The 22,860-nt window shown below is 34.1% G+C and carries 21 protein-coding genes, 3 pseudogenes and 2 riboswitches; of the genes and pseudogenes, 21 read left to right on the forward strand and 3 right to left on the reverse strand.

Translation table 11 applies throughout. The features are described from left to right. Positions 1-266: 266 nt before the first annotated feature. From ACFSO7_RS03045 to ACFSO7_RS03115, 15 genes and pseudogenes are all read left to right on the forward strand, one after another. Positions 267-797, forward strand: a pseudogene (locus tag ACFSO7_RS03045) (protoglobin domain-containing protein); the annotation flags it as partial. Positions 798-1,037: 240 nt separating this feature from the next. Continuing rightward, positions 1,038-1,556: pseudogene (locus ACFSO7_RS03050) on the forward strand (methyl-accepting chemotaxis protein); the annotation flags it as partial. A gap of 172 nt (positions 1,557-1,728) precedes the next feature. Then, positions 1,729-1,932 (forward strand): sporulation histidine kinase inhibitor Sda, encoded by a 204-nt coding sequence (sda, locus tag ACFSO7_RS03055; protein ID WP_377875209.1) that lies wholly within the window; start codon positions 1,729-1,731, stop codon positions 1,930-1,932. Continuing rightward, positions 1,913-2,941 (forward strand): annotated as a pseudogene (locus ACFSO7_RS03060) (HAMP domain-containing protein); the annotation flags it as partial. The gene sda and the pseudogene ACFSO7_RS03060, both read left to right, overlap by 20 nt. 6 nt (positions 2,942-2,947) lie before the next feature. After that, complete coding sequence (locus tag ACFSO7_RS03065; protein WP_377876417.1) at positions 2,948-3,886, forward strand: methyl-accepting chemotaxis protein; 939 nt, start codon at positions 2,948-2,950, stop codon at positions 3,884-3,886. 165 nt (positions 3,887-4,051) lie between these two features. Continuing rightward, entirely contained in the window at positions 4,052-4,702 is a 651-nt protein-coding gene (locus tag ACFSO7_RS03070; RefSeq protein ID WP_377876419.1) for a response regulator, read from the forward strand. A gap of 24 nt (positions 4,703-4,726) precedes the next feature. Continuing rightward, positions 4,727-6,151, forward strand: a complete 1,425-nt coding sequence (locus ACFSO7_RS03075; RefSeq protein WP_377875211.1) for a histidine kinase — start codon at positions 4,727-4,729, stop codon at positions 6,149-6,151. 188 nt (positions 6,152-6,339) lie between these two features. Continuing rightward, positions 6,340-8,835: an EAL domain-containing protein gene (locus ACFSO7_RS03080; RefSeq protein ID WP_377875213.1), complete on the forward strand. Its 2,496-nt coding sequence runs from the start codon at positions 6,340-6,342 to the stop codon at positions 8,833-8,835. Positions 8,836-8,887: 52 nt separating this feature from the next. Beyond that, on the forward strand, positions 8,888-9,982 hold the full coding sequence (locus tag ACFSO7_RS03085; RefSeq protein WP_377875215.1) for a GGDEF domain-containing protein: 1,095 nt from the start codon (positions 8,888-8,890) through the stop codon (positions 9,980-9,982). Between the two features lie 21 nt (positions 9,983-10,003). Then, on the forward strand, positions 10,004-10,342 hold the full coding sequence (locus tag ACFSO7_RS03090; protein WP_377875216.1) for an MGMT family protein: 339 nt from the start codon (positions 10,004-10,006) through the stop codon (positions 10,340-10,342). A 57-nt stretch (positions 10,343-10,399) separates the two neighbouring features. Further along, on the forward strand, positions 10,400-11,236 hold the full coding sequence (gene speD / locus ACFSO7_RS03095) for an adenosylmethionine decarboxylase (RefSeq protein WP_377875218.1): 837 nt from the start codon (positions 10,400-10,402) through the stop codon (positions 11,234-11,236). A 132-nt stretch (positions 11,237-11,368) separates the two neighbouring features. After that, positions 11,369-11,516: riboswitch (FMN riboswitch) on the forward strand. 124 nt (positions 11,517-11,640) lie between these two features. After that, positions 11,641-12,300, forward strand: coding sequence for a riboflavin synthase (gene ribE / locus ACFSO7_RS03100; RefSeq protein WP_377875220.1), 660 nt, complete (start codon positions 11,641-11,643; stop codon positions 12,298-12,300). 11 nt (positions 12,301-12,311) lie between these two features. Next, complete coding sequence (locus tag ACFSO7_RS03105; protein WP_377875222.1) at positions 12,312-13,505, forward strand: bifunctional 3,4-dihydroxy-2-butanone-4-phosphate synthase/GTP cyclohydrolase II; 1,194 nt, start codon at positions 12,312-12,314, stop codon at positions 13,503-13,505. 18 nt (positions 13,506-13,523) lie between these two features. Beyond that, the gene (gene ribH / locus ACFSO7_RS03110) at positions 13,524-13,988 is read left to right on the forward strand and encodes a 6,7-dimethyl-8-ribityllumazine synthase (protein ID WP_377875224.1); all 465 of its coding nucleotides are present in this window, start codon (positions 13,524-13,526) and stop codon (positions 13,986-13,988) included. A gap of 18 nt (positions 13,989-14,006) precedes the next feature. Continuing rightward, positions 14,007-14,453 (forward strand): DUF6376 family protein, encoded by a 447-nt coding sequence (locus ACFSO7_RS03115; RefSeq protein ID WP_377875225.1) that lies wholly within the window; start codon positions 14,007-14,009, stop codon positions 14,451-14,453. 64 nt (positions 14,454-14,517) lie between these two features. On the opposite strand, the gene ACFSO7_RS03120 is transcribed toward ACFSO7_RS03115, so the two are convergent. Beyond that, on the reverse strand, positions 14,518-14,739 hold the full coding sequence (locus ACFSO7_RS03120) for a hypothetical protein (protein WP_377875226.1): 222 nt from the start codon (positions 14,737-14,739) through the stop codon (positions 14,518-14,520). A gap of 74 nt (positions 14,740-14,813) precedes the next feature. Between ACFSO7_RS03120 and ACFSO7_RS03125 the strand changes: the two genes are divergently transcribed. Further along, positions 14,814-15,308: a GNAT family N-acetyltransferase gene (locus ACFSO7_RS03125; RefSeq protein ID WP_377875228.1), complete on the forward strand. Its 495-nt coding sequence runs from the start codon at positions 14,814-14,816 to the stop codon at positions 15,306-15,308. Between the two features lie 86 nt (positions 15,309-15,394). Next, a riboswitch (Lysine riboswitch) is annotated at positions 15,395-15,574 on the forward strand. Positions 15,575-15,682: 108 nt separating this feature from the next. Beyond that, positions 15,683-17,113, forward strand: coding sequence for an amino acid permease (locus tag ACFSO7_RS03130; RefSeq protein ID WP_377875229.1), 1,431 nt, complete (start codon positions 15,683-15,685; stop codon positions 17,111-17,113). 54 nt (positions 17,114-17,167) lie between these two features. Here the strand turns inward: ACFSO7_RS03130 and ACFSO7_RS03135 are convergent, their stop codons facing one another. Further along, complete coding sequence (locus tag ACFSO7_RS03135) at positions 17,168-17,614, reverse strand: Dps family protein (RefSeq protein ID WP_377875231.1); 447 nt, start codon at positions 17,612-17,614, stop codon at positions 17,168-17,170. 325 nt (positions 17,615-17,939) lie between these two features. On the opposite strand from ACFSO7_RS03135, the gene ACFSO7_RS03140 reads away from it, so the two are divergent. Beyond that, a complete protein-coding gene (locus ACFSO7_RS03140) occupies positions 17,940-18,260 on the forward strand; it encodes a hypothetical protein (RefSeq protein ID WP_377875233.1) in 321 nt (106 codons plus the stop codon). 72 nt (positions 18,261-18,332) lie between these two features. On the opposite strand, the gene ACFSO7_RS03145 is transcribed toward ACFSO7_RS03140, so the two are convergent. Next, the gene (locus tag ACFSO7_RS03145; protein ID WP_377875234.1) at positions 18,333-20,486 is read right to left on the reverse strand and encodes an MMPL family transporter; all 2,154 of its coding nucleotides are present in this window, start codon (positions 20,484-20,486) and stop codon (positions 18,333-18,335) included. Positions 20,487-20,650: 164 nt separating this feature from the next. Here ACFSO7_RS03145 and ACFSO7_RS03150 point away from each other — a divergent pair, with 164 nt between their 5' ends. From ACFSO7_RS03150 to ACFSO7_RS03160, 3 genes are all read left to right on the forward strand, one after another. Continuing rightward, entirely contained in the window at positions 20,651-21,610 is a 960-nt protein-coding gene (locus ACFSO7_RS03150; RefSeq protein ID WP_377876421.1) for a DNA-binding transcriptional repressor DeoR, read from the forward strand. A 62-nt stretch (positions 21,611-21,672) separates the two neighbouring features. Next, positions 21,673-22,347: a deoxyribose-phosphate aldolase gene (gene deoC / locus ACFSO7_RS03155; protein ID WP_377875236.1), complete on the forward strand. Its 675-nt coding sequence runs from the start codon at positions 21,673-21,675 to the stop codon at positions 22,345-22,347. Positions 22,348-22,376: 29 nt separating this feature from the next. Next, positions 22,377-22,775 carry a cytidine deaminase gene (locus ACFSO7_RS03160; protein WP_377875238.1) on the forward strand — a complete coding sequence of 133 codons (399 nt, stop codon included), beginning with the start codon at positions 22,377-22,379 and terminating at the stop codon, positions 22,773-22,775. The last annotated feature ends 85 nt before the right edge of the window (positions 22,776-22,860 follow it).

The raw sequence follows: 22,860 nt of genomic DNA on the forward strand, positions 1-22,860 counted from the left end.
AAAAGAAATCCGAAATATATAAAATAATCTCTACATTTTTGTATTTTTCTAAAATATTTAGGTTTTTTCCTTATAGTGAAAAAGTTAACTAACGTCTATTATTGAATCACATATTTTATACAATCAAAAAAATCTTTCTGGCATAGTGGTCAGGAAGATTTTTTATTAGGGTGTTTTTATTGAATATATAGGGAAAACCCCTATATACAAATAAATATGGAAATATATACTAGAATTTCAACATTAATATATGGGGGAATTAAACATTGAAATTATCTTTCCGAAAAAAACTGTCGGAGTCCACCTTAGATTATTCAAAGCAACATGTTGTTTTTACAATAGAAGATCCAACCATACAAACTCAAATTAAGATGATTGATTTAACTAAAAAAGATATTCAAATATTAAAATCTCTTCAACCATTAATTAAAGAGAATCTTGAGTTTCTTACAGAAAGCTTCTATAATACTTTAAAATTCGAACCGTCACTCACTCAAATCATCGAGGATAATAGTTCTATCCAGCGCCTTCGGATAACCTTATCAGAGCATATAAGCGAAATGTTTAGTGGTGAAATCAATCAAGATTTTATTGAAACAAGGTATCGAATCGCCAAAGTTCATGTCCGAATTGGACTAAAAACAAATTGGTATATGTGTGCATTTCAAAACTTATTGTTATCCATCATGCAGATACTTACTAGCCATATTCTCACTAAGGAAGAATTTCATAAATCTATAGAGGCAGTATCAAAATTATTAAATTTTGAACAACAACTAGTTTTAGAAGCATATGAAATGGAAAACGAAAGAATCAGGCAAGAAGAGGCAAAAACAAAAGAAATGCTTAAAATACAACTGCAAGAGTCAGCCATTAATCTTTCCGCTATCTCCGAGGAAACAACAGCAAGTATTATCGGGTTAAATCAGCAAGTGTTGGAGATGTCTACTTTTTCTAGCTGTAGTTTAGAGGTTGCATCAATGGCAGAGGCGGAATCACAAAATGGAAAACGAGAAATAGACTTACAAAATGATTTAATGAAAAAAATATCAGAAAGAGTAAATAATATTTCGAGCGAGATGAATGTTTTAAATATGACTTCTACTAAAATAAAGGATATTGTTACGGTTGTCACTAAAATTGCTGAACAAACAAATCTTCTAGCTCTTAACGCAGCAATTGAAGCAGCCAGGGCGGGAGAGAGTGGAAAAGGCTTCACGATCGTTGCGTATGAAGTAAGGAAGTTAGCGGAAGAAACAAAGAATTCCGTTGAAGGAATTGAAGAGTTAATACGAACAACGAACGCTCAAATTGATAATATTTCTGTAACAACATCAGACACTAACGACCTAATTATTAAAGCATCGAAGAAAATCGAAGAAATCAATATATTTTTCGACTCCATTTTATTTATTATGGAAAAAAATAAGAATCAAAGTAAAGTAACAGAACAAAGATTAGAAGAATTAGTAAGTATAAGTGAGGATATTTCGAAAGCATCTGAACAAATATCTGTAACCTTTGAAAAGCTATCCCAACTTTCTACAGTTATATAAAGATTTTCACAAAAAAAATCTTCTTCCTATAGGACTAAAGGAGATTTTTTTTTGTCAAAAAGATTATTGATAATCAATAAATGGGAAAAGGAGTTTTTTTAGGGAACCCCCCTATATTTAGTAGGTTGATAATTTTGTAGACTAATAAAGATGTGATGAAAGGAGAATCTATATGTCCTGGCAAAATAAAATCGACGACAGTATGCTCATAAAAATTTATTTTGAAGCGAAAAAAAAGCATGTTGATCAATCTTTTCTCGATCTAATTATTAATGAAATCAATGTAAGGGGAATTTTAGTAACAAGAAAAAGCGAACATTTCGTTCAAATACATGATTACATTATGGAGGAACAACATGAAATCATTAAAATCTAAATTGCTAATTGTTATTATTCCTATTTTTATTCTGGCTTTAAGTGGTATTTCTTATATTAATCACAATAAAGCATCTGATTTTTTACAAAATTCATTCCAGAAAGAAGCAAATGTAAAGCTTGAAAAGATTCAAACGAAGGTCGATGATTGGTTAATAAATCATATAGATGTCGTATCAACAATGGCACTTAACGGCGATTTACAAACAGATAATCTTGAAAAACGAGAATTGTATTTTGAAAGTATGATTAAGTTGCATCCAGAGTTTGAAATGGTTTATATTTCTGACCTAACTGGAAAACACACGATAACATCCTTGAATAACGATCAAACTGATATATCAGAAAGGGACCACTTTATACGTTCTATCCAAGGTGAAACTGTTGTAAGTGAACCGCTTATATCCAAAGCATCTGGCAATATGGTTATAGTCGTTTCTACTCCTATTTATGCGGACGATCAAATAACAGGCGTAGTTGGGGCAACAATCCAAATCGAGAATTTACTAAATATTGTTGTTAAGGAAAAAGTAGGTAAGACAGGTTATCCATATATCTTCAATAAGGACGGTTTAGTACTGGCTCATCCGAAGAAAGAAAATATTTTAAAGCTGAACTTAAAAGATATTGGAGATAAAGACTTAACAGCAGCCATCACAAAAGCAATGAATGGAGAAAACGGCTTTGTCGAGTATACGTTTGAAGATATTCCGAAATATGTTTTCTATACAAAATCAACGGTAAACGAATGGGGAATAAGTGTTACTGCACCAATTTCAGAAGCGACGGAGCAAATGTATTATTTAGCAAAATTATCTTTAGTTACCGCTGGAGTTGTACTGATATTCACAGTGATTATCATTATGCTTTTTTCAACAAGATTTGTTAAACCAATTCAAAAGCTAAGTGAGATGACAAAGCAAATTGCTAGTGGAGATTTAACAATTAAAAATACGTTTCATTCAAAAGATGAAATCGGTCAACTAAATCAGCATTTCAAACATATGATTGAGAGTATGCAAAGTCTATTATATAAGATTAAAGATGTTTCCTCCCATTTAAAGAACTCATCACATATTCTTGAAAGAAGTAGTGGAGAAACGAAGGAAGCAGCGGAGCAAGTGGCTGTCACGATTTCTGAGCTGGCAAGTGGGACGAGTGATATTGCGATGTCTGTTCAAGGAATTGCCGGTGAAATGAATCAAGTGAAAGATACAATGGAACAGGTAACTGTGATTAATTCTGAAATGCTTCATAATTTTAATGAGACTCAAAGGATTACACAGTCAGGTGAAAAAGAAGCTCGCTTTGCCATTGAAAAAATGAATGATATAAAAGAAAAATCGGAAGAAAATGTTGAAATGATGCACCATTTAGGAAATAAAAATAAAGAAATTAATAGTATAGTAGCCATGATAAATAATATAGCAGCGCAAACGAATTTATTAGCCTTAAATGCTAGTATCGAAGCAGCAAGAGCTGGGGAACATGGTCGAGGATTTAGTGTGGTTGCTGAGGAAGTGAGAAAGTTAGCAGAAGAAACAGCTAAAGCAACAAGTCAAATTCAACATATTATTAGCGAAACGCAAGAGCAAACGGTTAAAGCCATTCAATCTATTGAAATGGAACAACAGCATATTAATGAAGGATTAGATAAGGTCAATGATGTAGGTGAATCATTTATTTCGATTAATGAAATGATGAACAAAGTGGTCGTTGAAGCTAGAGCGCTGGATGATTTCATAACAATTCTAAAAGACAAAGCAACAGTAATTGGATTAAATATAGAGAATATCTCTGCAGTTACAGAAGAAGCTTCAGCTGGAGCGGAAGAGGTAAGTGCTGCAAGCCAACAGCAGGCAGCATCGTCCAACCAAATATCAAAGGATGCAGAATCATTAAGCGAACTAGCAAAGTCACTAGAAAAAATTACTAGCCAATTTAAACTTGAATAATAGTAAAAAGGAGAGGAAATCAATATTTCCTTCCTTTTTTTATATATTTTTTGAAAGCTTTGTGAAGTGCATCATCCGTCAATCATTATGGTGTATATTTAGTTTAAAGATATAGGGCGAAAGACTTAGATGTAGTAAAAAAGGGGGGGGGGGCATGCAATGAATATGATAAAAGTTTTAATTGCAGATGATCATAAAATCGTTCAATCTGGATTAGCCATGCTAATCAATGGACAGCCCGATATTCAAGTTGTAGGAACAGCATCGGACGGATTAGAGGCGTATCATAAATGTATAGAACTTCAACCTAATGTTGTGTTAATGGATTTAAATATGCCTCCCGGTGAAAATGGTTTAATGGCAACAAAACGGATTAAAGAATCGTGCCTTGATACAAAGGTATTGATTCTAACGATGCATGATGAAAGAGATTATATTTTTAAAGTATTACATTCGGGTGCATCTGGATATTTGTTAAAAAGCTCAGAGGACATGGACTTAATTAACGCAATTCGAACCGTATTTCGAGGTCAGGCATACTTGTACCCGCGTGCTACGACTTTATTGATTGAAGATTATTTGAAACGTACAGTGGATGATCAGGAAAGCAAGTTAATGTTGTTATCTAGACGTGAACAAGAGGTATTATCATATCTTGCGAAGGGATATTCCAATAAGGAAATAAGTGAACTCTTATTTGTATCTGTGAAAACAATAGAGGCACATAGGGCGAATCTTATGCAAAAGTTAAAGCTGCATACAAGACCAGAGCTTGTTAAATATGCACTTCGAAACGGCTTGCTAGATTTTGAATAAACTAGAAAAAAGAAGGTTTTTTTGATGGTAACCATTAAGAAAAAAATACATCTTTTAACCACTTTTATGATTGTTTTAACGGGATCTGGTATGCTTTCGTTGCATTTTTACGATTACTGGAATTTGATTGTCCAAAATGAATTTAATAAAACACAATCAATGGCTTTATTATTAGATAAACAACTTGAAGGAACGTTTGATGAATTGTTAAAGGAGACAGGGCAATTAGATAGACGTGAGCAAGTTGCTATACTAAATAGCAAATTACAACCAATTATCGATAAAATGTCCAAATCATTTCCCGATTATGGAGCAGGTTATTATTCTAAAAAATTGAATTCAATTGTAGCATACGGACCTGAATTTGACCAAGAAGAACTAAGAGATTTACATCAATCACATAAGGCAAGAATGGTGTTTATAACAAAAAAGAGCTATCAATTTAAGGATTACTCGCAAACAAGAGATAAGCAGGTGATAGCGACTATTTATCCTATTATTAGACAGGGTGAGGTCATTGGACTTGTCTGGGCCTCGATTCCATCTATAGATGTATTGGAGCTTTTTTTAAAACAGATGAAGAGTCGAATTCTTCTATTAGGCTTCATGTTATTTGTTGCTTATTTAGGGACTAGATATATTACTAAGCAACATGAAAAAAGTTTAGCTATTTTCCGAAAGCGTGTTCGGAACTTAGATATAACAGAAAAAGAGTCACATGAAATTATGCCAGAGGTTTTGACTATTTACCAAGAGGTATTGGACGCTAGGAAGACAATTGTTGAAAATGAGAGAAAATACCAACGAGACATTACGGATAAAATTTTAAGAGCCCAAGAACAAGAACGGAAACGAATATCAAGAGAGCTGCATGATGGTGTGGGCCAATGGTTATTTAGTATTTTAGTAACTTTAAAGCTACTTAAAGAAGAAAAAAAGAATGAGATTATTAAAGCGGAACAAATCCAAACCATTGAACAATTGACAAAGATTTCAATGGATGAGATTAAAAGAATTGCATTAGATTTGAGACCAGCCTCATTAGACGATCTAGGTCTGATTCCCTCTATAAGATCATTAATTGATCGGTACGGAACCACCTTTCAAATGAAAGTTGTTTTTGAAGTTAAAAATAAAGTGAAAAAACTTAATCCTGATCTACAAACGACACTTTATCGAATATGTCAAGAGTCCCTAACAAATATTGCTAAATATGCGAAAACGGATAAAGTTTTTATTACAATAGGTATTCGAAATGAAGAAGTTTTCCTTGAAATCATGGATAAGGGAATTGGGTTTCAATATTTATCCGAGGCCTTAAATGCCAATGGGGGATTAGGTCTACACGGAATGGAAGAAAGAACGAAATTACATGGCGGTACTTTTAAAGTGATTTCAAAGTTGGGTGAAGGAACGACAATTTTGGTTTATATACCAATTGAAATGTAACAATGAGTTAGGAAAAATCAGATTGTGTAGAAAATTGTATAAAATTAGGGTAAGAAATTTGTTTTATAGGGAATTCCCTTATTCTTCTTTTCCTCTTTTTTCGACATACTAAAACATGAGTGTTTCTTTCGGCTATTGTAATTGCAAGCTATTAAACTAATATGCAATTAATATAGGAGTGCAAAATAATGAATTGGAAAATAGAAATGAGGGCTTACATAACGATTTTCATTGGATTGGTTTTATTGTTGGGAACAAAATATATTGGTCACACTTTTGAAAAATTTTATGACCCTAATAATTTTTTATCTTTACATACTTTGATTGAATTTTTATGTATTTCCATTTCCTTTTCAATATTTATACAAGGGTGGATGATTTTCACTCATACATTATCGAAATACCGAGTCATGATAGCATTATTATTTTTTGTAATGGGTATTTTAGATATTCTCCATACCTTATCTTATAAAGGGATGCCGTTCTTTCTAGAGGAAAGCTCTGTAGAAAGAGCAACTTGGCTATGGATTATCTCGAGAGTAATTCTCTCTTTAGGGTTATTTATGATCATCTATCAAAAGGATAAGGAAATAACGAAGGGTGCTAGATGGGGGCTACTATCTCTTACAGCTTTACTCGTTATTTCGATTGGTAATACTGTATTTTTGTGGGAAGACCAGCTTCCTATCTTAATTGATGCAGAGTCGGGTCCAACTAACATAAAAAGAATTTTAGAATACATCATATCTTTTATTTTTCTTTTAACTATTCTAATCCAAGTGAAGCGATACCGAGAATCGAAGGATCTATTAATTATTCCTTTTATTTTAGCTATCACATTTTCTTTATATAGTGAACTAATGTTTACAGTTTATAAAAATGTGTACGATTTAGATAATCTACTAGGCCATTTATTTAAATTGGCTGGGTATTATTTTTTTATGAAAGGAATCTTTATTTCCACAATTAAAGTACCTTTCATGAAAGAAAAGGAAGCAAAACAGGCATTAGAAACAAACGAAAAACAACTTAATACGATTCTATCAATGATTCCGACAGGTATTACAATTACGGACTCAAATGGTTCAAACTATTATGCAAATAAAGCAGCTGAAACGATATTAAATCTATCAAATGAAGAAATCATTTCGAGAGAAGTGACAAATCCAAAGTGGAAACTAAAAACATTAGATGGAATTGATTTTCCAGAAGAGGAACATGTTTTTCATACGGTTACAAAGACAAAGGAATCGGTATATGATGTAAAATGCATGTTGGATGGAGAAAAACGCACTGTCTTATCTATTAATGCTGCTCCCATTTTTAATGCACACGGACAAATTGAAGGTATTATCAATACGTTAACAGATATTACCGAGAAGGTAATGGCTGAAAAGAAAATTCATAGTCTTGCCTATGAGGATGAACTAACTGGCCTACCTAATCGTCATGCATTTATTGAAAAAGTTTCAAGTATGATGGATGATTCAAAATTAAATATAAATCTCTCTCTTTTACTTATTAATATTAATCGTTTTAAAAATGTGAATGACACATTAGGGACAGAAATTGGAGATTTTGTTTTAAAAGTCGTAGCAGAGCGATTAAGATTGTTCGATCATTCATTGGGTTTTATAGCTAGAATCGGACCTGATGAATTCGTCATTATGACTGAAAATAAAAGTGATATGAAGGAATACGCAAAAAAACTAGTTAAAGTTATGGAAGAACCAATTAGAGGAGAAGAGTTAAAATTCCATATTTCTGTTTCTATTGGTATTACTTCAATAGATAAATACATAGGTGATGAGGAGTTTATTACACAAGCAAATATTGCCTTAGCTGAAGCGAAAAAGTCAGAGCTTCCGTTTGTTTTATTCGATCCTAATATGAGTCGTAAATTGCTTGAAAAAGTAGCCCTTGAAAATGATTTACGTAGAGCCATTAATCAGGAAGAATTGTCATTATACTATCAACCGCAAGTAAATTCTTGTACAGGAAAAATGATCGGTGTAGAAGCATTAGTAAGATGGAATCACCCTGAAAATGGTATTGTTTCACCAGGAAAGTTCATACCAATTGCAGAGGAAACAGGATTAATCGTCCCTATTGGAAAATGGGTTATTAATGAAGCTTGTCGACAAATGAAAGAATGGCAATTAAAGGGCTATCCATCAATGAAAATCTCTGTCAATCTTTCTTTCCGTCAGTTCTTTCAAGAAGATTTGATCGAAACAGTTTCAGATGCTCTTCAAAACTCAGGACTGGACCCACAATTTCTGGAACTTGAGATAACGGAAAGTATGACGATCAATGTAAATTTGGCGATCAAAATTTTGAATCAATTAAAGGAATTAGGTGTAAGTATTGCTGTAGACGATTTTGGTACTGGTTATAGCTCATTAAGTTATTTAAATAAGTATCCGATTGACCTTTTAAAAATTGATCAAAGCTTTATTCGAAATATTAATATCGATAAAAATTACGAGGTTTTGCTTGGAACTATTATCTCAATGGCACAACATTTAAATCTAGAACTCATTGCAGAAGGTGTTGAAACAGTAGAACAAGTTAATTTCCTAAAGGAAAAGCAGTGTCTTGGAATTCAAGGATATCTCATTAGTAAGCCAATGACAAATATTGATTTTGAGAGATTTCTTGAAATGAACACGATTTTAATTTAAATAGTTATTCATCATGATGATTGGCTAGATTAATTTTTCTTTGAGGTGTGCAATGATTAAATCGCTTTTTACGAACATGGCGTATATTATTAGTTTTACATTTATAATAGCCAAATTGAAGGATGTTCTTAGTAGTTATCTGATTCAATTCCGTTATGTAAAGCCATTACTTATAGGGATATTCTCAGTAATTATTATGCAAGAGCAAATCACTATGAATGGAATGGTATTTGATCTTAGATGTGTCCCTTTACTTTGGCTGTCTCTTTTAAGAGGTTGGAAAATGGGATTCTTAGCCGCCGTCTTTCCGCTCATTTATCGTTTAAATATGGGTGGGCCAACTGTTCTAATTGGAACAGTTGTCACCATTATTCTCCCGGTGATCATAGGTGCTCTCTTTCATGAGAAAGAGCAGGCTCACGAAAAATTTAAACGATTAAACTTGAATCGAGTTATTTTAAGTAGCTCTATTTATTTTTTATTAAACTACATATTAGGGGTACTTACATTAGAATTACTGGCAATGGACTGGTTGGAGATTTCATTTTTCATGCTCATTTGTGGCATGTTATCCATTATTGCGATTACACTTATCATGAATGATGATAGCAATGTCAAAATAAGAAGAAATGAATTGATCCAACTTTCCACTTATGATGATAAAACTCAATTATTAAATTTCCGAACCTTTCTTGATCTAGTAGACAAAAAAGTAATGAATGGTATGAATGGTTATATTTTAATGATCGATATCGATCATTTTAAAATGTACAATGATACTTATGGACATACAGCAGGGGACGAGATTATTCGAAAAATAGGTGAAATTCTAAAATCATCTATTTCAGAAAAAGATCTTGCAGGTCGCTTTGGCGGTGAGGAATTTATCGTCTTTTTGCAAACAAATTCAAAGGCTGATGTTATCCTTTTTATTAAGAAGATAAAAACAAAACTAAAGGAAGCGGAATTTGAAGGGGCAAGCACACAACCGATAGGGCAAATTACCGTTTCAATCGGAGTAAGTCAGTCCACTCATCATATTCATGAGATGCTAGAACAAGCAGATAAAGCTCTATATCAATCCAAACATGAGGGTAGATGTCGCTTTACTTTTTATAATTTTAAAAAAACAATGAGGATGACGTAATTTTAATGAAAGGTGTCTACAATGGAGTCCTTTACTGAAAGAGCTATAAAGATTATTAAAAATATTCCAGTTGGAAAAGTCATGACGTATGGACAAATTGCCAAATTGTCAGGAAGTCCAAGAGGGGCTAGACAAGTCGTTAGAATTCTCCATTCAATGAGTAAAAAACATCGATTGCCTTGGCATAGAGTTGTAAATTCCAAGGGCGAATTATCTATTAAAGATGAGGAATCGTTGCAAGAGCAAATATTTTTCCTTCAAAGTGAGGGTGTAAAAATAATTAATAATCATTTTATTCACCTTGAAGAATTTCAATTTCATCTAGACATCGAAGAAGAAATATTTCTTGATGAAAGATGAATATAATCCCCCTATTCAAACAACCATAAAAGTATGAATGAAAAAGGGGATCAAAAAATGAAGCTTACTCCAACACAAAGAGTTGAATTATATGGATTTAATAATCTTACAAAGTCCTTGAGTTTTAATATGTATGATATTTGCTACACTAAAACGAAAGAGGAAAGGCAAGCTTATCTTGATTATATTGATGAGCAATATAATGCCGAAAGATTAACTAAGATTTTATCATCCGTTACAGATATTATCGGTGCGCACATATTGAATATTGCCAAACAGGATTATGTTCCTCAAGGATCAAGTGTGACTATTTTAGTATCAGAAGGTCCAGTGGAGGATTCACCGGCTGAATCATTTGAAGAGTCACCAGGTCCAGTTCCTATTACAAAAGGGAGTGCTGTAGTTGGAGCTTTGGATAAAAGTCATATTACTGTTCACACTTATCCTGAATACCATCCAGATGATGGAATCAGTACATTTCGTGCTGATATCGATGTTTCAACCTGTGGGGAAATTTCTCCACTTAAAGCGTTAAATTATTTAATACACTCGTTTGAAACGGATGTAATGGTCATTGATTACCGTGTTCGTGGATTTACTAGAGATGTTAACGGACATAAGTTGTTCATAGATCATGACATTAGTTCAATCCAAAATTATATTCCCGATGAGGTCCAAGAGTTATATGACATGATTGATGTGAATGTGTACCAGGAACATATCTTTCATACGAAATGTAAGTTGAACCAGTTTGATTTAGATAATTATTTATTCGGATATTCAAAAGAAAAACTGACTCCTGAAGAGCAAGTTTTGATTACAAAGAAACTTAAAACTGAAATGGATGAAATTTTTTACGGGAAAAATATTACCCAGGGGACTGTAGATTTTTGATAGGTAGATAAAACGATTCTTCAAAACATGAGGAATCGTTTTTATTTTGAAAATAAAACTGATTTTCTGAATCAAAGGGGTATTATTTCCCTTTAGCCATTCAATCAAGTATAATATTTGTTAACAATTAAATATTTCCTTCGGGGTCGGGTGAAATTCCCAACCGGCGGTGATGAAGCTAGTGCTTCTTAGTCCGTGACCCGTCTAACTTTTAAGCTAGACGGTGGATCTGGTGAAACTCCAGGGCCGACAGTTATAGTCTGGATGGGAGAAGGAAGAAATAAGGATTGGGTTCGAAAAATATTCGACTTAAGCCTTAGTTTCCTAATGTCATTTTTAGGCCCTGAAGTTTTATACTTTAGGGCCTTTTAGCATTTTATCCTTATAAAAAAGGAGAAGTAATTATGTTTACAGGTATCATTGAGGAGATCGGGTCGGTTACAAATATAAAACAGACTGGTGAAGCGATTGTTCTGACAATCGAAGCAAAGAAAATTTTATCGGATGTCCAACTAGGTGATAGCATATCTGTAAACGGTGTCTGTTTAACCGTTACAGAATTTACAAATAACCATTTCTCTGTCGACATCATGCCTGAGACAGTAAGAGAAACTAGTTTAAAATCCTTAAAGAGAGGGTCTAAGGTGAATTTAGAGAGAGCAATGGCAGCTGGGGGGAGGTTTGGTGGACATTTTGTTTCCGGACATGCTGATGGTATTGGGATGATCAAAAGTAAAAGACCGTTTGAAAATGCTATTTATTATGAAATTGAGGTTGAAGAGGAACTACTTCGTTACATTATCTATAAGGGATCGGTCACTGTGGATGGGACCAGTTTAACTGTATTTGGAGTTGGGGAGAATAGCTTTACCATCTCACTTATTCCACATACTTTTAGTGAAACAATCCTTGGATTTAAGGGAATTGGAGAAATTGTCAATGTCGAAAGTGACATGCTTGGGAAATATATCGATCATTTTCTAGCGAAACGATTTAGCGGGGAACTTCCGAAAGGAAAATCGAGTATTACTATACAATTTTTGGAAGAAAATGGGTTCAAATAAGGAGAGATAATATGTTTGATCCGATTGAAGAAGCAATTTACGAATTAATGCAAGGTGAGGTAGTCATCGTTTGCGATGATGAGGACCGAGAAAATGAAGGGGATTTTATTGCATTAGCTGAAAAAGCCAAGCCTGAAGTTATCAATTTTATGGCTACTTATGGAAGAGGATTAATATGTGTACCAATTGAGGAGGAGTTAGCGCAAAAGCTTGAACTGAATAATATGGTTGCGCAAAACACTGATCCACATGGGACAGCTTTTACTGTGAGTATTGACCATAAATCATCGACAACAGGAATCTCAGCGTTCGAACGCTCTGCCACGATTTTACAAATGCTTAATCCTGATTCAAAGGGGGTTGACTTTAAAAGACCAGGACATATCTTCCCGTTAGTGGCAAAAAAAGGTGGGGTTCTTAGAAGGGCAGGGCATACAGAAGCAGCAATTGATTTAGCTAAGCTATGCGGTTCAAAGCCAGCTGGAGTTATTTGTGAAATAATGAATGAGGACGGTACAATGGCGCGAGTACCAGAACTCAGAAAAATTGCCGATCAGCACAAGTTAAAAATGATTACAATCAAGGATTTAATCGAATACAGAAATCGAAAAGATAAGTTAGTAAATCGTGAAATTGAAATCAAATTACCGACAGAATATGGAGATTTTAAAGCTGTGGGTTATTCTAATGTCATTGATAATAAAGAGCATGTTGCTTTAATTCTGGGTGAGATTAAATCAGATGAGCCTGTTTTAGTTAGAGTACATTCAGAATGTTTGACTGGGGATGTTTTTGGATCATATCGCTGTGATTGTGGGCCTCAGCTTCATGCTGCCTTAAAACAAATTGAGAAGGAAGGTTCGGGTGTGCTGTTGTATATGCGCCAAGAAGGCCGTGGGATCGGACTGATTAATAAGATGAAGGCTTATAAACTTCAAGAAGAGGGTCTTGATACTGTTGAAGCAAATGAGAAATTAGGCTTTGCAGCAGATCTGAGAGATTATGGCATAGGCGCGCAAATATTAAAAGATCTTGGAATTAAAAAAATGAAGCTTCTTACAAATAATCCTAGAAAGATTACAGGATTAAAAGGTTATGAATTGGAAGTTGTTGAACGAGTTCCTATTCAAATGGAAGCAAGAGATGAAAACGAAAATTATTTGAAAACAAAATATAAAAAATTAGGGCATATGCTTCATTTTTAACAATAGGAGGATTTTTAAATGAGTAAAATTTATGAAGGCCATTTAGTAGGAACAGGCTTAAAGATTGGTATCGTTGTTGGTCGATTTAATGAATTTATTACTAGTAAGTTATTAAGCGGGGCACAGGATGCATTAAAAAGACATGGTGTAAATGAGGAAGATGTGGATATCGCTTGGGTTCCTGGTGCATTTGAAATCCCTTTGATTGCTCAAAAAATGGCAAAAAGCAATAATTATGATGCAGTAATTACACTTGGAACCGTTATTAGAGGCTCGACACCACATTTTGATTTTGTTTGTAATGAAACGGCTAAAGGTGTGGCTTCAACAGCTTTAAATACCGGCATTCCTGTCATCTTCGGAGTGTTAACAACTGATTCCATCGAACAAGCAATTGAAAGAGCGGGAACGAAAGCAGGAAATAAAGGCTGGGAATCGGCAGTAAATGCCATCGAAATGGCGAATTTATACAAAGCATTTTAATCAAAAGGAGGTTTTGATATGAAAAAGAGTTTGGTGATTTTTGCTGCTAGTCTATTGATCCTTCTAAGCGGTTGTTCATTATTAAATGATGCGAAAAGTACGATTACATATGTAAAAGATGCAACAGACTACTTTGGTAAAGCAACAGCTTTTGCCAATGAGGCACCTTCTCTTGCCCAACAAGCTGTGAAAGATCAGCAAGCAGCTGATAAACTGCAGACATTGCTTCAAGAGATGAAGGTAGAAATGGATTCGTTTAATGGACTGGAAGTACCTGAAATGGCAGCAGACTTGCACCAACAGATTGTGGATAAAAATAATATTATTGCTCAAGGTATTGACGTTTATTTAAGTAATATAAAGGATGGCAAACTTGATCCTGCTGTTCTTGAAAATACAGAACTATTTCAAAGCGTACAAGACATTTCAAGCATCATTGATCAAATAAAAAATCTAGGTCAATAATTTTTAAATTCGGATTGCATGAACATGAAAAAACGTTTGGATTAAGCTCCAAACGTTTTTTTTGTCATGGATTTTCTAAATTACCGCTGTCAGGAGTTCTATTATCGAAATAATTTTGAAAAGCTTTTTTATTTGTATGGTTATTGCTTGTAAAATAAGGATTATTTTCCGTTGGATCTTTAGGGTCTAAATTAGTTTTAATAACAAGCATTGGTTGGTTAGGTTGTTCAGCAATAATACGGTCATCTAAGCTATCAAAATCGGGCATTGAGTTTTTTTTATCCACATTTTCACCTCCATGTATTAGAATGTCAATAAAGACCATTTGTTATGAATATTGATGGAAAGAAGGGATTTTTAATGGTTTGCCTAGCTTTTTATGAAGAAAGATTCAGAGCTCAATTATTTGAGTTTAGTTTGCCAAGTGAACAGCATCAATTTACAGGTCTACCAGTAGACGTGTTAGAAATTTCAGTTAAGGATAAAGATCGTTTCCCAATAGTCATACTAGATGAGGATGATGTTGTCGGTTTTTTTATCCTTCATTACGGTGAGGAGATTTCTTCATTTTCAAAAAATCCAAATGCTATTCTCCTTCGGGCTTTATCTATTAATTATAAGCATCAAGGGAAAGGATATGGAAAATTAGCGATGGAGCAATTACCGAGCTTTGTAAAGGAAAACTTCCCTCAATTTGACGAAATCGTTCTTGCAGTGAATATGAAAAATATTGGGGCAAAAAAATTGTACGATAATGTTGGATTTATCGATCGTGGAGAACGAAGGGTAGGGAAGATTGGTCCGCAATACATATTGCATTATGGCATTAAAACGAAATACAGTGGTTTAGTATAATATTACCTTTGACAGTTCACTTTTCAGAATGTATGCTTACTAACGTAATAAATAATTTCAAAATAATTATTCCCTCATCAGCTAAAAGATGAGGTAGAGGTCGCGATTTTTAATAGTAAATTGACTAAGGGTGAGAGTACCCGATAGAGGTTAATTGAAAGGAAACGTCGCCGAAGCGCCATAATTACTCTAGTTATGGTAGCTGGGACTGTATCGAATAGGTGCAGGACTGTCATAGTGTTTAGCTATGATGAACTATCCATTTGGACTGATGCGGTATTGTAAACACACCGTATTCAGGTGTGTTTTTTGTTGTTTAAAAATGAAGATTATCACGTTTTAAGTATATAAAAGGATAAGTGAGGAGTGTACAAATGAGCCAAAACAACAAGCTTGGATTTTGGGTTTTAACAGCGTTGGTTATCGGTAATATGGTAGGGTCAGGGATCTTTATGTTACCGCGTTCATTAACAGAAGCAGCCAGCCCTGCAGGCGTAATGGGAGCCTGGGTTTTAACTGGAGCGGGAGTTCTAATGATTGCTCTTGTTTTTGGAAATTTAGCTATCAGAAAACCTAATTTATCTGGTGGACCGCAGATTTATGCAAAAGAGCTTTTTAAGAAAGATTCGAAAGCATCGATTCTTTCAGGATTTATGGCTTCGTGGGGATATTGGATTGGTACTTTTGCGGGCAATGTAGCTATTATTACGACTTTCGCTGGATATTTATCGACATTTTTTCCTGTAATGACAAGTCAAGCAGAGCTTTTTAGCTTAGGTTCTTTTACAATGAAAGTTGGAAATGCTTTAACATTCGTCGTTTGTACCATTTTACTTTGGGGTACACATTTTATTATATTGCGGGGGCTTGAGCATGCTGGAAAATTAAATTTTTTAGCAACTGCAACAAAAGTTATTGGTTTCTTTTTATTTATTTTGGTAGGATTATTCGCCTTTAATAAAGCAAATTTACTTCCATTTGTGGCACCAAGAGCAGATGAGGTAGGGCATACAATTGGATTGTTTGGACAAATAAATAATGCGGCAGTAGCCACTCTTTGGGCTTTTTGTGGAGTAGAATCAGCTATGATTTTTGCTGCAAGAGCAAAGAAAAAAATCGATGTAAAACGGGCTACGGTTCTAGGACTTCTGATTACCCTTACCATTTATATTGGAATTAGTACTTTGGTGATGGGGATGTTAAGTCAAGACGTTCTTGTTCATTCAGAAAAACCACTAATTGATGCAATTGATACCGTATTAGGTCCAATTGGAGGTAAGGTTTTAGCTGGAGTTGGCTTAATTAGTTTACTTGGTTCTACAATTGGATGGGTGATGTTAGGGGGAGAAATTCCTTATCAGGCAGCAAAACAAGGTTTATTCTTACGATCATTTCTAAAAGAAAATAAAAAAGGACTTCCTGTTACTGCATTAGTCATAAGCAATGGATTAGCTCAATTATTTATTTTTTCGACGATATCAAGTTCGATTTCAGCTGCATTTGATTTTGTTATTTATATTGCTACATTGTCTTATTTAGTACCTTATCTTATTGCATCTCTCTTCCAGTTGAAGCTAGTCATTACTGGGGATACGTATGCCAATATGATGAAAGAACGCTGGATGGATGGGGTTATCGCAGCTCTTGCTACCACATATTCGATCTGGGTCATTATTGCAGGTACTTCTGATCTAAAAACATTTCTTTTTGGAGTAATTTTGCTAGGAAGCGGAATCGTTTTCTATAAACAAGTGTTAGGGAAGCCGAAGATGAAAAAGGCATCTACGGAAAAAATACCTGCTTAATTAAAAAGAGACTAACCTTCTTAAGCTCAGTTTAAGTTGGCTAGTCTCATTTTTTTATACTGTTTTTCCTAAAAAAGCTTTCAACATCCAAACATGTTTTTCTAAGCTGGAATGAATGGCCAATAGCATATCACTAGTAATTTCATCATTAGCTTCATCAGCAATAGACATACCTTCTTTTAATTCTTTTACGAGAAGAGAAAAATCATTTGAAACCGATTGAACCATTTCTTCTGCGGATTCACTTCCTGAAGCTTCTTGGATTGATGCCATATTAAGACAGTCTTTCATCGTTGCAACGGGCTTACCACCAATGGCTAGTAGTCTTTCTGCAAGTTCATCGATATGTAGGCTAGCTTCGTTATAAAACTCTTCGAATTTAGTATGCAAGGTAAAGAACTGATTACCTTTTACATACCAATGATAATTGTGAAGCTTAATGAATAACACTGACCAGTTGGCAATTTGCTTGTTAATGATATTAGTTAATTGATTATCCACGACAATTCCTCCATTCCTTCATAGGTATTCCCAATTATTATTTTTCCTAATAAGGGATTTATTAAACAAACTATATCTTCCACAAAATGAGATAAAACCTCTCAACAACGACAAAAAGACATAAAAAATTCAAAAAAACTTTAGTGTATTAACGTGATGGGGGTCAGTCCCCCATCGCTTTAAAGCGATGGAGAACTGACGCGCTTTCATTTATGACAGAAACTTGTCACAAACCTTTGAAGAATATTTGAACTTTAATCTGTTAATCAGTATAGGGTTTAAATATTTTTTATAATAGATTTATAAAACATGGAGGTGTTTCGAGATGAATATGACGACTATTATTGAGTTAGAAAATAGTGAAGTAGAGCAAATTACAGGTGCGAAATTGGTTTTTATCCAGGAAAAAATTAATGATAATATTGTTGAAACTTGTGTAGAATGTTTTAAAATAGAAGGACTAGAAGAATGTATGAAAACTGATGAAGCTATGCAAATAGTATTTAACAAGCTTAAGCAGGATGGCATTATCCCAGAGCAAATACAAGATTTCTCATTTCAAATGCCTTCATGTGAACGTATCAAAAAGGATGTTTACAATGAAAGTGATATGCCTCAAAAAGTGATTATAACTTATATTTCCTGAAATAATGGAAATTTTTTTTAAAGAAATAAAGGGAGTTTTATCAAAAAACTCCCTTTTATAAATTCGCATTAATTAAGTTTCATTTTTGTTATGATTCGTCCTGAAAAACCACCAATTCCAATCACCTAAAAGCTTCATTAATGCAGGTACAAGAAGGAGTCTAACAATCGTTGCATCGATAAAAATAGCAATGGCGATTCCGATGCCAATTTGTTTAATTGGCATCACTCCTGTAAAGGAAAAAGCCCCGGTAATAACAATCATAATTGCTGCAGCCGACGTAATAATTTTACTAGTGGAAGTTAAACCTTTAACTGTTGCGTAACTATTATCTTTTGTTTCTAAATAAACCTCATGAATTCGAGAAATGAGAAACACTTCATAATCCATTGATAATCCGAATACAAGACTGAACACAAATACGGGTAAAATTAATCCGATTGAAACGGGTTCAAGATGAAAATGACCGTATTGAAAAATCCAAACGACAATGCCAAATGTAGCTCCTAAACTTAGCATATTCATAAATACAGCTTTAATGGGAATAAGAACCGATCGAAAAGCAACGGTCAAAATCAATAGGGTGGAGGCAAGAATGAATAATAACCCGTAAGGAGTTTTTATATATATTTCATCAAAGATTTCTTGTTCAAACTTTACTTGCCCACCTAAATACATACGGAAGAAAGTGTCTTTGTCCTCCCATTTATTTACCCATTTACGAGTATCAGCATCGCTTTTTTTCTCATTTAAGTAAACTTTCAAAAGCATTTTGTTTTTACTTATTAAAGTTTGGAAATTCCCTCTGAATTTCGGATCATTTTGCCACATTTGAAAAAAAATCTTAGCATTCTCTACTTTTGAAATGGAAAAGGGTGATTCGATAAACGTAACCATTGGATCTTTTTGAATACTTTTTATAAAATGAGTTGCATGTTCAAAATGCTTTTCAGTGGTAATTTCATCCTCGGTTTCTATTACCATTATTAGTTCATTTTTTTCTTCACGACCTTTAGGAATAAAATGCTTCTTATATTTCTCGAATGCAATTCTAGATTCATAATGAGGTGGTAAAGAATCCATTCCTGGTATCGCTAGTCGAATATCCTGAATCGGTATTAGGCATGCCAACAGAGCGGCCAACGATACCATGGTAATAATAATCGGATAGCGCATCACTAATTTGGCGAAGCCATTCCAAACCTTTTCATCTCGCCCTTTTATCTTTAATAATGGTAATGCATGTATTTTTCTTCCTAAAAAATACAACATCATTGGTAATAATGTTAAGGATGATAAAATGGAAACGAATACAACAATCATTCCGCCGATCGCGACATTTTGAAAAATATCGATTTGGATAAACAAAAGCCCAGACAAACCTATAAATACACAGATACCTGAGAAAATAATCGAACGACCAGCAGTACGTAAAGTGGTGATTAGGGCATCATCAAGAGAAGTTGATTGGATTTCTTCTTTATATCGGTTAATGAAGAGAAGAGCAAAATCAATACTTAAGGCTAAACCAATCATTGGAACAATATTCAAAATAAAAATACTTAAGTCTACAAAGTGATGAAAAAAATAAACAATTCCCATACTAACGAAAATGGAACTTACACCAATGATTAAAGGGATGCTCGCAGCAACTAAACCGCCAAAAGCTAATATTAAAACAATCAAAGCGATTGGTAAGCCAATCATCTCGGCTTTTGCTAAATCCTCTTGGCTAGCTTGATTTAAATCTTCAACCATGATTGGCTCACCAGTGACGGATATCTTGCCCATATTATTTTGAGCCGTGATTTTTTTTAATTTTTTTAAGATCGGTTTTAAATCATTCTCATTTAACTCTTTAAAAAGTAAGATCCCGAAAGCAACGTCCTCTTTCATCATATTCGAGAATTGGAGGGGAGAAATTTGTTTTTGAAGATGGGAAAGATGTTTTGTTTTTACAAAATAATCCTCAATCGATTTTTTCCAGCTTTCAAATGATAATGTCTTTCTCTCAAACAGGATAATGACAGGAATGTTTCCTTGGCCAAACTCCTTCTTTAATAGATTATTCGTCTGTTTATAAGTGCCTTCATATTCAAAACCGTTGCCACTTAATACATCCGGTAGTTTAATGGCAAAAAAGCCAAAACCGATAATGAGAAAAGCCCAAATGATAGCGAGCAAATATCGGTAATGAAAGATTCCACGATGAAATATTTTCACCATACAAGTCTCCTTATCAACTTAAAATAGGCAAGTAATCCATCTTATTATGCACTTCATCCCTTTTTCAAATACGAATTTACAAATGTAAAACCCTCATTTTACAAAATTTCACGAAAGAGTTAAAATAGAATTAAGTTTTCATAATATCTTTGAAGGTGATGATGGTGGAGCGAGATACGAAGATCAATAAAGTGATTGAAGCAGCGAAGCTTTTTTATTTACTTGATTACAATCAAAGCGAAATAGCAAAATTATTAGGTGTTTCTAGACCAACTGTATCTCGCCTTTTGCAGCAAGCGAAAAGCGAAGGTATTGTCCAAATAAAAATTAAGGATCCAGCTGAAGATGTAAAAAAGTTAGCATTACAGTTAGAAGAAACATTTCAATTAAAAGAAGCACTTGTGGCTTCCATCCCCCAATATGAAGATCAAATTATTAAAAATTATTTAGGGGAAAAAGCTGCCAGCTATATAAATAATATCGTTCAAGATGAAGATATTATCGGGGTTACGTGGGGAACTACACTATATCATGTTGCGATAGAATTGAAGCAAAAATTTGTCCGTGATGTAAAGGTAGTTCAACTAAAAGGTGGTGTCTCACATGCTGAAACGAATACATACGCTTCAGAAATTCTCTATTTATTTGGAAAAGCGCTTAATACGACACCTCATCACTTACCTTTGCCAGCAATTGTCGATCAAATCGTTGTAAAAAAAGCAATGGAAGCTGATCGTCATATTCGAAAAATCCTAGATTTAGGGAAGCAAGCGAATATTGCCTTATTTACAATAGGACCAGTAAAAAAAGAATCACTTCTGTTTCAACTAGGGTATTTTACCGATGAAGACATAAAATCTTTATTCAGTTGTGCAGTTGGAGATATATGTTCACGATTCTTTGATAAAGATGGAAATGTCTGCAATCCCCATCTTAATGACCGAACATTGGGCATTGATTTAGAGGAACTGAAAAAGAAAGATCAATCGATATTAATCGCTGGTGGTGCTCATAAAATAGAAGGTATTTATGGGGCATTAAAAGGCGGGTATGCCAATGTGTTAGTGACCGATCAGTTTACGGCGCGTTTTTTGCTAGATAAAGAAAATGTTGCTGTTTACTAATTTTCTCTCAATTTTTTGTGAAAACTACATAAAAGCATTTAAATGGAAAGGATAGATAAATAATGACAACTAATATTGCAAACATGATTGATCATACAGCTTTAAAGGCGAATACGACAAAAGAGGAAATTTTAAAATTAGTAGAGGAAGCAAAGGAATATAAGTTTGCATCCGTTTGCGTTAATCCAACTTGGGTTAAAACAGCTTCTGAATTATTAAAAGATACTCCAGAAGTAAAAGTATGTACTGTTATCGGTTTCCCGTTAGGGGCAAATACACCTGAGGTAAAAGCATTCGAAACGAGCAATGCCATCGAAAATGGTGCAACTGAAGTCGATATGGTAATAAATATTGGTGCACTAAAAGATAGGAATGATGAATTAGTCGAAAGAGATATTCGTGCGGTTGTGGATGCAGCAAAAGGAAAAGCTCTTACAAAGGTAATTATTGAAACTTCATTGTTAACTGATGAAGAAAAAGAAAGAGCTTGCCAAATCGCTGTAAAGGCCGGTACTGATTTTGTAAAAACTTCAACAGGATTTTCTACAGGTGGAGCTACTGTTGCTGATATTGCATTAATGAGAAAAACGGTTGGTCCTACACTAGGAGTAAAAGCATCAGGTGGAGTTAGAAATCGTGAGGACACATTGGCATTAATAGAAGCGGGTGCAACGCGCATCGGAGCTAGTTCAGGAGTCTCTATTGTGAAAGGTGAAACTTCTAATAGTTCATATTAAGAAGTTAACTTCTTAGGAGGGTGAAATCGATGGAAGAAAAACAATTAATTCAAGAAGCACTTACTGCTAGAGAAATGGCCTATGTTCCATATTCAACATTTAAAGTTGGGGCGGCGTTACTTGCTAAAGATGGAACGGTATACAGAGGATGTAATATCGAAAATGCAGGATATAGCATGACGAATTGTGCGGAGAGAACAGCTTTTTTTAAAGCCGTATCCGAAGGAGTAAGAGATTTTGTCAAAATAGCCATCGTGGCAGATACGGAAGGGCCTTGTGCTCCTTGTGGTGCTTGTCGTCAGGTCATTGCTGAGTTTTGTGACCCTGAAATGGAAGTCATCTTAACGAATTTAAAAGGTGATGTGTTGAATACAACAGTCGCGGAATTGTTACCTGGGGCATTTTTACCGAAGGATTTAAATAAATAATACTAGGGGAGTAGGCTTTTAGCTTACTTCCTTTTTTATAGGAATGGTTGATAACCTTAATTTTCTGGTTGATACTGTGGGGAAA

This window comes from Bacillus sp. CGMCC 1.16607 (assembly GCF_042683745.1).
Taxonomy (GTDB): Bacteria; Bacillota; Bacilli; order Bacillales; family Cytobacillaceae; genus Pseudoneobacillus.